The following is a 9,664-nucleotide window of genomic DNA, read 5'->3' on the forward strand; positions in this document are numbered from 1 at the left end:
ATGGTTTTGGTTGCTCCTTCAATTCATAGCCTTCAACCCACAGCATTTTCATAGGGAGATTCGGTGGTCTTCTCAGGTTGGGTGTCTACATTAATAGTCATCACAAAGAAATACGGCGAACGGACCACAAGGGTTCGTCAGCGCCGATGGAATTGTTAAGGAGACGCTATCGGGAGACTCTTTTCTGTGTTGATGGGATGCTTCAAAGGGCCAAGCCGCAAGGTTTGGCCCTTTGAAGCATCTACGCCACCATCACGTGGCGTATTGCCAGGATCAGGCCACACTCTCGAAGAGCCCAGTTGCACAAAGAAAAGCTTCAGGCTCCCGGCGCGCGCTCGGCAAGGAACCGCGTCAGAACAATGGCGCCAGCCTTCGATAGTGGCTCATTCCCATTCCCGCACTTCGGACTTTGAACGCACCTCGGGCACCCGTCCTCGCAGTCGCAGGATTCCAGGGTTGAAAGCACCATCCGCATCCACTCACCTGCGTTCTCAAATCCAGCGGAAGCATATCCAGCTCCACCACGGAACGCATCGTGCACAAACACAGTCGGCAGACCCGTGTCATCATGTTCCGCGGTTGACAGGCCACCCAAATCCCAGCGATCACACGTAGCCAAAAGGGGCAGGAGCCCAATCGACGTATGTTCGGCCGCGTGCAACGTCCCAGGCAGATCCTCGTTCCCGATTCCTAATCCGCGCAACTGCACCTGAGCGGCCGGCGACAATTCGTACCAGACCGCCTTCGTTGGCAGAGTATGCGTTGGCAGGTGAAGCTCGATGTTGCGAATGAACTCAAGCCTCGGCAGGCGCAACAGGTCGTAGTCGGTCACGCGAGTCGACACATCCACACTGCCAAACGACCAGGTCACAAGCCCATCGTCGGATGTCCACGTGTCGTCAATCGACGTGATCGACACGGACACACGTTGCTTGGCGCGCGTACGCAGGGGAGTGCGGACCTCTTCGACGAGCGCAATCCGTTGCTTCTCCTCAGGGGTCGGTGGCGCGATGTAAGAGATAGGTCGAGGCCGAGCGGACGAGGTGCCGGCGTCGGGTTGGCCCCCAAAAGAATCGCTGGCCGGCTGTGCGAGCGTGCCCGCACTCCGCTCCCGTGGCACGCCCCCGCCACTTCGCGCTTCCTTAGCAGGGGCGGCGCTCATCATCGGTGAATACTCCACGATGTGGTACGTCCGCCCCTGATGCACGTAAATCGCGTCGGCAAAAAGGTGTGCATCCGCGGATCCAGCGTCCATCGTGCCGATCACCGCGCCCGTGCGTGCGTCGACAATTTGCACGTCTCCCGACCCGCCTCGCAGGTCAGTCAGGTCGGCGGCCCTCTCTTGACGGGTGGCGTCCCAGTACCAGCCGGCTGGTCGCTCGCGAAGGTAGCCCTCGTCGGCAAGCTGGCGTGCAAGACGTGGGAACGAGGCCCCAAACAGCGCCAGATCTTCACCATCAGTGCGCTCAAGCGACAGTGGGATTTCCGAGGCCGCCGCACACAAATGAGGCGCCAACACCCACGGGTTGGTGGCATCAATGACGTTTGCTTCTACGGGGGCAAAAATCTGATCCGGGTGGTGAACAAGGTATTCATCCATCGGGTTATCGGACGCAACCAGAACAGAAACGCCCCCTGCCCCTGCGCGTCCGGCGCGACCAATCTGCTGCCAGAGCGACGCGCGAGTCCCCGGCCAGCCTGCAGTCACCGTCGCGTTCAAACCGGAGATATCGAGCCCCAGCTCCAGAGCAGATGTGGTGGCAACCGCACGCAATCGCCCGCTTCGCAACGCTGATTCCAAGGCGCGACGTTCCTCGGGTAAGAAGCCACCGCGGTACGCGGCAACACGCCCGGCCAGAGGCGAACCACGGGATGAGAGTTGATCGCGAACCTGCGCCGCAACCGACTCAGCACCCGCACGTGAACGAACAAATGTCAGAAGATTCGCGCCTTTTTCGATCATTGCGGCAGTCAGGGACGCGGCCTCGGTCTGTGCAGAAACGCGACGCATCGGCGCTTCCACAACGGTCTCTTCCCCTGCGACCGCTTTCAAGAATGCGCTCATATCCATTTCGGCCTCATCGGGGACGAGGCGCCCCTGCCAGAGGAACAACTGGTGGTCTGAAGCGGGCGAACCGTCGTTGGTCACGCCGATGCACGGGCGGGAGGTCATAGCCTCGCCGACGGCCTCGGGATCGCGGATTGTCGCCGACAGCATGATCATGATCGGATCAGCACCCAGATGGTGCGCGATGCGCAGCAGACGGCGGATGACCAGCGAAATGTGAGCGCCGACGACGCCACGCCAATGGTGGAGTTCGTCAATGACGATGTACTTCAAGGAAGCCAGGAATCGCGTCCAGCGTTCGTGGCCGGGGAGCATCACGTAGTGCAGATAGTCCGGGTTTGTCGCAATAATGTCGGCGTTGGCTCGCGCCCAATCCTTTGTTTCCCTCGGAGTATCACCGTCTGCGGTCACCGCGTGAACCTGACGCAGAGCAGAATCAGAGGGTGCAGCTGACAGTAACGCACACAGGTGTGCCATCTGGTCGGCGGCCAGTGCCTTCGTCGGCGAAATATACAGGCAGGTCGGGCGACGACGAATCTGCGAAATACGCCCGGAGTCTTCGGCGTTCACCAGGTCAGAGAGGATCGGGGTCCATGCTGGCGCAGACTTACCAGACCCCGTGCCCGTCGCGAGGACAACATCATTGCCCGATGCAATGGCATCCAGCGCCTCAACCTGATGAGACCACGGGCGAAGAGCACCTCGTGCTTTCCATGCTTCTACAACGTCGAGTGCAACCCAGGTGGGCCACTCAGCGGTGCGCTCGGCCCGCCCTTCGATGACGTGCATATCGATCAGACGATCATCGCCCGCACCGATATCCATCAGCAGACGCGCAAGATCACCGGCATTCGGGGACGGAATTGGGGCGAAGGAGGCGTCGGCGCGCGCAGGTGTTTCACCATCGAATTGACCGGCTATACCCGACGCGGGAACCTCGTTCACTTGCGCGGGTCAGTCCAACCGAGAGTCTGCTCGGCTGCCTGCTTCATGTATTCGATCGCCTTCAGACCCGTCGAAATGCCTGCGTCAATGTTTTCGGACAGCTGGTCGTTCGAGATCCCGGCGATCGCGTCGATGCTGAAATCAGCGCACACCTGCAGGTTTCCATCTTCGTCCGGCATTGAGTAGACGGTCGGGAAGTACATTTCGCGGTTCCACGAATCTGCGGCGGCAAAAACTTGCTGGGTTGACGACGCAAGCGGAATGTCGGCTGCCCACATCGCGCGGATCGTGATGAAACGGTTCGACGTATCCAGCATGATGAGGAATGGCGTCGTATCGAACATGGCACCGGCAACACGGCCTTCGCTGACCTGCTCCACCTGGAAGTTCTTATCCGAGAACGCCTTGAGCAGACGGTCGAAAGTAATCGGGTAGGGAGTCTGATCATCGTTCGGGACGGCAAAGGGAGCACTCATCAGTTGTCCTCCTGAATATCAAGCTCGTCAGACCACGTGACGAATTCTGGAAGTGCTGCTTCCAAGTCGGTAATAAACGTCAGGATCATCGACATCGACGACTCCCAGAACGCATCCAGCTGAGCCTTCGTGAACCCCTGTGACGCGACCACATTGCACTCGGCAATCAGGCCGAACTTCCCGGCGTCTTCGAGCGGAGCAAGGTACGCCTTGGGCAGGATGCGCGACGAGTTGCACGCCGAAACCTCGTTGACCAGTGCGGTGAACTGAGCGTCGTCGGTGGCAATTCCTCGCCACTGAGCACGCAACTGTAATACCTGCGGGTTCGACATATTCCAGAAGAAAACGGCGTTGCGCGTCGGGATCGCGAGTTCGGCCTCGCCGTATTCTCCGAACGAAACATCGCGATCGGAAAGCAACTGCCGAATCCGCTCGGTGCTGACGGGCGTCGTCGTGGACATCCAGATTCTCCTGAAGATGAAGGAACGAGGCCGTCCACCACCACGGATCGTGATTCGGCGAACGACGTTCGAAAGAGTTGGTTTACTCTATCGAAGTATGCGTACGCCGGCGCGTTCAAGCGCGCTTGTTCACGCCTGACCCGCTCTGTTCAGCGGATATGGGCGGGTTATCGATAAGGTATGTGCGTACCGTTTACTTGTATAGACCACGAAAATGGTGCGGACAGTCCCAGAGTCCTGCTTCGACACTTTCACCAGATGAAGCGGACAGTTCAAGGCAACAGGCACGAAGAGGTGACACGCGTATGCAACGCCCAAACGTTCCCCAAGCGCGCCAGCCTCAACCATCGCGCCTCAACCGACCACGAGGCACGCAAGCAGGCGCGGCCTCGTCCCCAACTAGACAGGCACCTGCCCGCGGGACGTCAACGAGCCACTGGTATGCGCGCCGGCTTCGTCGAAGGATCGTTTCGGCGATCGCATGTGTGATCGGCGCAGTTGTTATCAGCTATGTCGCCGTCACGACGCCCGCTGGGCAGGCTCTGGACACCCTGTTCATGGAAGCCGCGATCCGCTGGAGTGACAGCGCAGGCAACCTGACGCATCTGATCACATCCATTGCATCTGTTCCCGTGATGATCATCGTCGGCGCAATCGTGTTTGTTGTGGCAGTGATCCGTCGTCGCCCAACATTGGCGGGTCGAGCAATGTTTGTCGTGATCGGGGCTAACGCAACAACTCAGATCGCAAAATACCTGCTGGATCGGCCAAACCTCGGCGTGACAACAGACGTTGCAAACTCCCTGCCATCTGGGCATACAACAGTTGCCATGGCGATCGCGCTTGCTCTGGTCATGGTTGCGCCACCGTGGCTTCGCGCACCTTCAGCGTGGGTTGGCTGGGTGTGGACTGCCCTGATGGGGATATCGGTGATGATCTCAGCGTGGCACCGGATCGCGGACGTCGTTGTCGCGTTCCTGATTTGTGGCGCCTGGGCGCTGGCATTGGCGCCGATTGAACACCGCACACGACATATCGGCGGGATGCGCACGTACGTCGCAATGGCCTTGGTGATTGGCTTTATCGTTGCCTCGATCTTGACAGTTGTGGCGCTTGCGGGCGTAGACGTGTCAGCGGTCGCAAACCCCGGACCGTCCGGATACGGCTTCGCCGAGTTCCTTGAAGAATCTCCCAGTCGCGCGCGCATTCTGGCTATCGCGGGCACACTGTGGGTTGTTGTGATTTCCGGCTGGGTCATTGATGAGGTCGATTCACTCAGTGGGAACGAACGCTAATTCTTGTTATCCGGCGCGTGCCTAGAGTCGACACTCGCCCGCCTTCAAAACGACGATCGGGACGTTGGTCCCGTTTTTGCGTTGGTGTGTGTCGTGATCGAAAGATACTAGGGCGTGTTGCGTCAAAGAGACTCGATTTCACTTGAGCAACTACATATAGTGGTGAGCGTTTCGCGCAAGCACTAGATGTAGTGTTTGCGTTCGTGTCTGACCGTTGGGAACGCACCGTTTCCACTGGTCAGAGCTTTTCCTCAACGAAGAATCGCCAAAGGTCAACCAATGAACGCCCCTGAAAAAGCCTCGCCATCCACACTATCCCCGCTCGCGGAAAACACCAGCACCCAATTGCGCTATGACGTTGATGCGCTGGGAACTGTCGACGAATACCTCGACCGTTCTGACTGGCGAGTCAACGCAAACGCGAACCAGGGATACTCGCTCGGTGGCCTGATCCTGAATTCAGCCGGCAAGATCATTGCGAACTACTGGCTCGAACAGGTCTACACCCGTGAAATTGGCGAAGCGCACCGCCGGGGTGACTACCATATCCACGACCTCGACATGTTCGCCGGCTACTGCGCAGGCTGGTCGCTGAAACGCCTGATCCAGGAAGGCTTCAACGGTGTGGGTGGCGCGATTGCTTCCGGACCACCCGCACACTTCTCTTCCGCATGTGGTCAGATTGTGAACTTCCTTGGCACCCTGCAGAATGAATGGGCCGGCGCTCAAGCGTTCTCCTCGTTCGACACCTACATGGCGCCCTTCGTCCGCCTGGACAACATGGAGTACGACGAGATCGTCCAGTGCATGCAAGAACTGATCTACAACCTCAACGTTCCGTCGCGCTGGGGTAGCCAGTGCCCGTTCACGAACCTCACCTTCGACTGGACGTGCCCGGATGACCTGGCAGAGGAATACCCGCTGATCGCCGACGAGGTCTGCGATTTCACCTACGGCGAGCTCCAGCATGAAATGGACCTCATCAACCAGGCCTTCATCGAGGTCATGACCGGTGGTGACGCCGACGGTCGCGTCTTCACCTTCCCGATCCCGACCTACAACATCACCCCGGATTTTGATTGGGATACGCCGAACACGGATCGCCTGTTCGAAATGACGGCGAAGTACGGCCTGCCCTACTTCCAGAACTTCATCAACTCCGACCTTGACCCGCACATGATCCGCTCGATGTGCTGCCGCCTGCAGCTTGACCTGCGCGAACTGCTCAAGCGCGGCAACGGTCTGTTTGGCTCGGCAGAATTGACGGGTTCAATCGGCGTGGTGACGATCAACATGGCGCGTCTCGGTTACCGTTTCGCCGATGACGAAGCAGCCCTCATCGCTGAACTTGATCACCTCATTGACCTTGCCTCACAGTCCCTTGAATTGAAGCGTGAAACGATCCAGTTCCACATGGATCGCGGTCTGTTCCCGTACTCTCGTCGCTACCTGGGAAGCCTGGACAACCACTTCTCAACGGTCGGCGTGAACGGCATGAACGAGATGGTCCGAAACTTCAGTCACGATGATTACGATCTGACCGATGAACGCGGCTTCGACATGTGCGTCCGCATCCTCGACCATATTCGTGATCGTATGGTGGAGCTTCAGGAAGCCACAGGCCACCTCTACAACCTCGAAGCGACGCCGGCTGAAGGTACGACCTACCGTTTCGCGAAGGAAGATGGCAAGCGCTACCCGGGCATCCTGCAGGCGGGAACCGCGACCGAGCCGTACTACACGAACTCGTCCCAGCTTCCCGTTTCCTACACGGACGACCCCTTCCAGGCTTTGGAGGATCAGGAAGTCCTGCAGTCGAAGTACACGGGTGGCACGGTTCTGCACCTGTACATGGGTGAGCGCATTTCGTCCGGCGCAGCGTGCAAGGAATTGGTTCGCCGTTCCCTGACTGCGTTCAAGGTCCCGTACATCACGATCACGCCGACCTTCTCCATTTGCCCTGTTCACGGCTACTTGGCTGGCGAGCATGAGACGTGCGAAAAGTGCGCCGCCGCCCACCCGGATCGCGAGCCCCAGCAGTGCGAGGTCTGGACCCGCGTCATGGGCTACTTCCGCCCAGTCCAGTCCTTCAATATCGGCAAGAAGGGCGAATACGCTGAGCGCACAATGTTCAGCGAGGATGCCGCTTCCCACCACGGCGAATTGGTGTCTGCGTTCCCGCCGGTTGGCGAGCGGTGAACACTGGTCAAATCGGTCTGACGCTCGCTTCCGGGCCTCGTGAATTTACCCCCGACGACCTGCAAATCGCGGGACTTGTCCCCATGTCGACGGTGGACTGGCCGGGAAAGTTCGTCGCGTCCGTCTTCTGCCAGGGGTGCCCGTGGGAGTGCGCGTACTGTCAGAATTGTGCGATCCTCGACCCGAGAATCCCGGGCGTCGTCGCGTGGGATGCTTTGGAACGCCTACTCGCGCGACGGCACGACCTACTTGACGGCGTCGTCTTCTCTGGCGGGGAAGCGACACGTCAGTTGGCGCTCATCCCCGCAATGAGACGTGTTCGAGACCTCGGATTTGCCGTCGGACTGCACACCGCGGGTGCTTATCCCGCGCGCCTTCGCACCCTCCTCGAAGAAGGGCTCGTCGACTGGGTCGGCCTGGACATCAAGGCACTCCCTGAGAACTACCCATCCGTCGTCGCCCGCCCCGGCAGCGGAGAAAAAGCGTGGGAAGCCCTCGACATCCTGCTCGACTACGCCGATGAAGCGCACCGCGGTGCGCACGCCAGCCGAGTCATGGGGGACGAGGCCGGGACCCGCGCGCACATTACGCCTGTCGTTGCCGGAATTGATTACGAGGTCCGACTGACCGTCTACCCCGGAGGGCCGGGGGATGGACTGGATGTCGCTCTCGCGCTCAAAGAGCGCGGGGTAGCCTCGTTCGCGCTCCAGCAGGCTCGCGCCCAAGGAACCCCCGATGCCTTCATCGCCGAACAAGCGGGATGGGATGAGCAAGTACTGGCGCTCGCAGATGCGTGCGAGGCGCTCGGCTTTGAAACCTTCACGCGCCGGCTTGCTTGAATGCCCTAGCTGTCGGTGACGTACCTTCATAGAGCGGGCATGAGGTGAATGCAGATCGTTTCACGCGCGCGAACACCGCGATTTGCCCATGGTGAACGCTAGAGTGAATAGCACAAGCTCAATGGTCGCAAGACAACTCGTGTGCCAAAGATATGAAGGAATGCCATGGCTACGTCTGAAAATGCTCCCGATGCGGTACTCGCTGTCGCGGACCCCAACACCAGCGCAGATGATCTTCGTCTGATTGCTGCGGTGCGTCCAGACTTGCATACGGCAATCGCAGCCCACCCGAATGCCTACGCTGGCCTGCTTGACTGGATGGAGTCACTTGGCAATCCAGAGGTTGTCGCTGCAGTCGCACAGCGTCGTGCATTCGATGCGGGGGCTGTGCCAGCTAGCGCACCTACGGCTCAGTCGGCCGATGCCTCAACCCCAACGTTCGTTGATGCGATTGAACAGCCGGACACTCAGGTACAAGAGCCGGCGCAGGACGTTACCCTTGAGTCTACTCAGGTCGAAGAAGAGCCAGAAACCACGGTTGACCAAGTCACCATGCCCAGCCAGGGGCAGATGCCCGTTGGCTACATGCCCGCAGGTACAATCCCGCAACAGGGATACCAACAGCCCATGAACTACCAGGGACAATACCCCGTTCAGGGCGTGTCGATGCAGCCTGCAAAGAACTCCACGAACAAAACACTGGTGATCATTCTGGCCGTCCTAGCGGTGATCGCGATCGTTCTTGCTATTGGCGCTGTTGGAGCATTCGCCGGTTGGTTTGATTCAGGTTCGTCGAGCGACACGTCCGCTGATTCAATGACGCAGTCGGCTCAGACACATACGCAGGCGCAAACTCCCGCGCAACCGCAGTCGGCGAAGCCAGAGGTAAAAGAAAAGTATCCGGCGCCGTCAAGCGCCATGGTTGCTGATACGTTCTCAGCTCCGTCCGGTAATATCATCTGCACTCTTGGCGGAGACATGGTTTCCTGCCAGATCAATGAAACCCACTGGACTGGCGCGGCTGGGTATGAGGTGTGTGGTGACAACCGAGGCGCACTCTTCACCGTCGACTCCAAGAACACGAATTATTCCTGCTCCAACATTGACCCGCCGATGAACGGCAAATACATCAGCTCCCTCGCGTACGGCTCGTACGTGAAGAACGGAAATGTCGCCTGCATCTCAACTCAAGACGGTATCTCCTGTTGGAACACGATTTCCGGCAATTCCTTCGCTGTTGCTCGCGAAGGCTGGATGTTCGATACCAAGGGTGAAATCTTGCCGTCCCAGTTCATCTGGAACCAATGAGCTCCACGTCTGAACGCCACAACTAGGGAACACGCGAGTAAGGGAACATGCGAGCGCCTCATAGGCTCGCGCC

General features: G+C 59.1%; 7 protein-coding genes. 4 read left to right on the forward strand and 3 right to left on the reverse strand.

What is annotated here, in order from left to right; genetic code table 11:
* Positions 1–316: 316 nt before the first annotated feature.
* Genes AC5RE1_RS01325 through AC5RE1_RS01335 form a run of 3 tightly spaced genes read right to left on the reverse strand, consistent with a single transcriptional unit; the run spans position 317 to position 3,950 of the window.
* Positions 317–3,013, reverse strand: coding sequence for a DEAD/DEAH box helicase (locus AC5RE1_RS01325; protein WP_493938225.1), 2,697 nt, complete (start codon positions 3,011–3,013; stop codon positions 317–319).
* Positions 3,010–3,489, reverse strand: coding sequence for a YbjN domain-containing protein (locus tag AC5RE1_RS01330; RefSeq protein WP_006680427.1), 480 nt, complete (start codon positions 3,487–3,489; stop codon positions 3,010–3,012). The genes AC5RE1_RS01325 and AC5RE1_RS01330 overlap by 4 nt, the downstream gene beginning before the upstream one ends.
* The gene (locus AC5RE1_RS01335; protein ID WP_179370019.1) at positions 3,489–3,950 is read right to left on the reverse strand and encodes a YbjN domain-containing protein; all 462 of its coding nucleotides are present in this window, start codon (positions 3,948–3,950) and stop codon (positions 3,489–3,491) included. The genes AC5RE1_RS01330 and AC5RE1_RS01335 overlap by 1 nt, the downstream gene beginning before the upstream one ends.
* A 305-nt stretch (positions 3,951–4,255) precedes the next feature.
* On the opposite strand from AC5RE1_RS01335, the gene AC5RE1_RS01340 reads away from it, so the two are divergent.
* The 4 genes from AC5RE1_RS01340 (at position 4,256) to AC5RE1_RS01355 (ending at position 9,591) form a co-directional block, all read left to right on the forward strand.
* A complete protein-coding gene (locus AC5RE1_RS01340) occupies positions 4,256–5,245 on the forward strand; it encodes a phosphatase PAP2 family protein (protein ID WP_219585500.1) in 990 nt (329 codons plus the stop codon).
* 279 nt (positions 5,246–5,524) lie between these two features.
* Positions 5,525–7,444: a ribonucleoside triphosphate reductase gene (locus tag AC5RE1_RS01345; RefSeq protein ID WP_006680424.1), complete on the forward strand. Its 1,920-nt coding sequence runs from the start codon at positions 5,525–5,527 to the stop codon at positions 7,442–7,444.
* Positions 7,441–8,283, forward strand: coding sequence for an anaerobic ribonucleoside-triphosphate reductase activating protein (locus AC5RE1_RS01350; RefSeq protein ID WP_006680423.1), 843 nt, complete (start codon positions 7,441–7,443; stop codon positions 8,281–8,283). The genes AC5RE1_RS01345 and AC5RE1_RS01350 overlap by 4 nt, the downstream gene beginning before the upstream one ends.
* A 165-nt stretch (positions 8,284–8,448) precedes the next feature.
* Positions 8,449–9,591 carry a variant leucine-rich repeat-containing protein gene (locus AC5RE1_RS01355; protein WP_006680422.1) on the forward strand — a complete coding sequence of 381 codons (1,143 nt, stop codon included), beginning with the start codon at positions 8,449–8,451 and terminating at the stop codon, positions 9,589–9,591.
* Positions 9,592–9,664: the final 73 nt, after the last annotated feature.

Source organism: Actinotignum sp. usb-actsch-rep-73 (genome assembly GCF_059082735.1).

Excerpts from the sequence above, each read along its gene's own strand:
- AC5RE1_RS01330 (WP_006680427.1), bottom strand. The coding sequence starts at position 3,489 with ATGAGTGCTCCCTTTGCCGTCCCGAACGATGATCAGACTCCCTACCCG.
- AC5RE1_RS01335 (WP_179370019.1), bottom strand. The coding sequence starts at position 3,950 with ATGTCCACGACGACGCCCGTCAGCACCGAGCGGATTCGGCAGTTGCTT.
- AC5RE1_RS01340 (WP_219585500.1), top strand. The coding sequence starts at position 4,256 with ATGCAACGCCCAAACGTTCCCCAAGCGCGCCAGCCTCAACCATCGCGC.
- AC5RE1_RS01345 (WP_006680424.1), top strand. The coding sequence starts at position 5,525 with ATGAACGCCCCTGAAAAAGCCTCGCCATCCACACTATCCCCGCTCGCG.
- AC5RE1_RS01355 (WP_006680422.1), top strand. The coding sequence starts at position 8,449 with ATGGCTACGTCTGAAAATGCTCCCGATGCGGTACTCGCTGTCGCGGAC.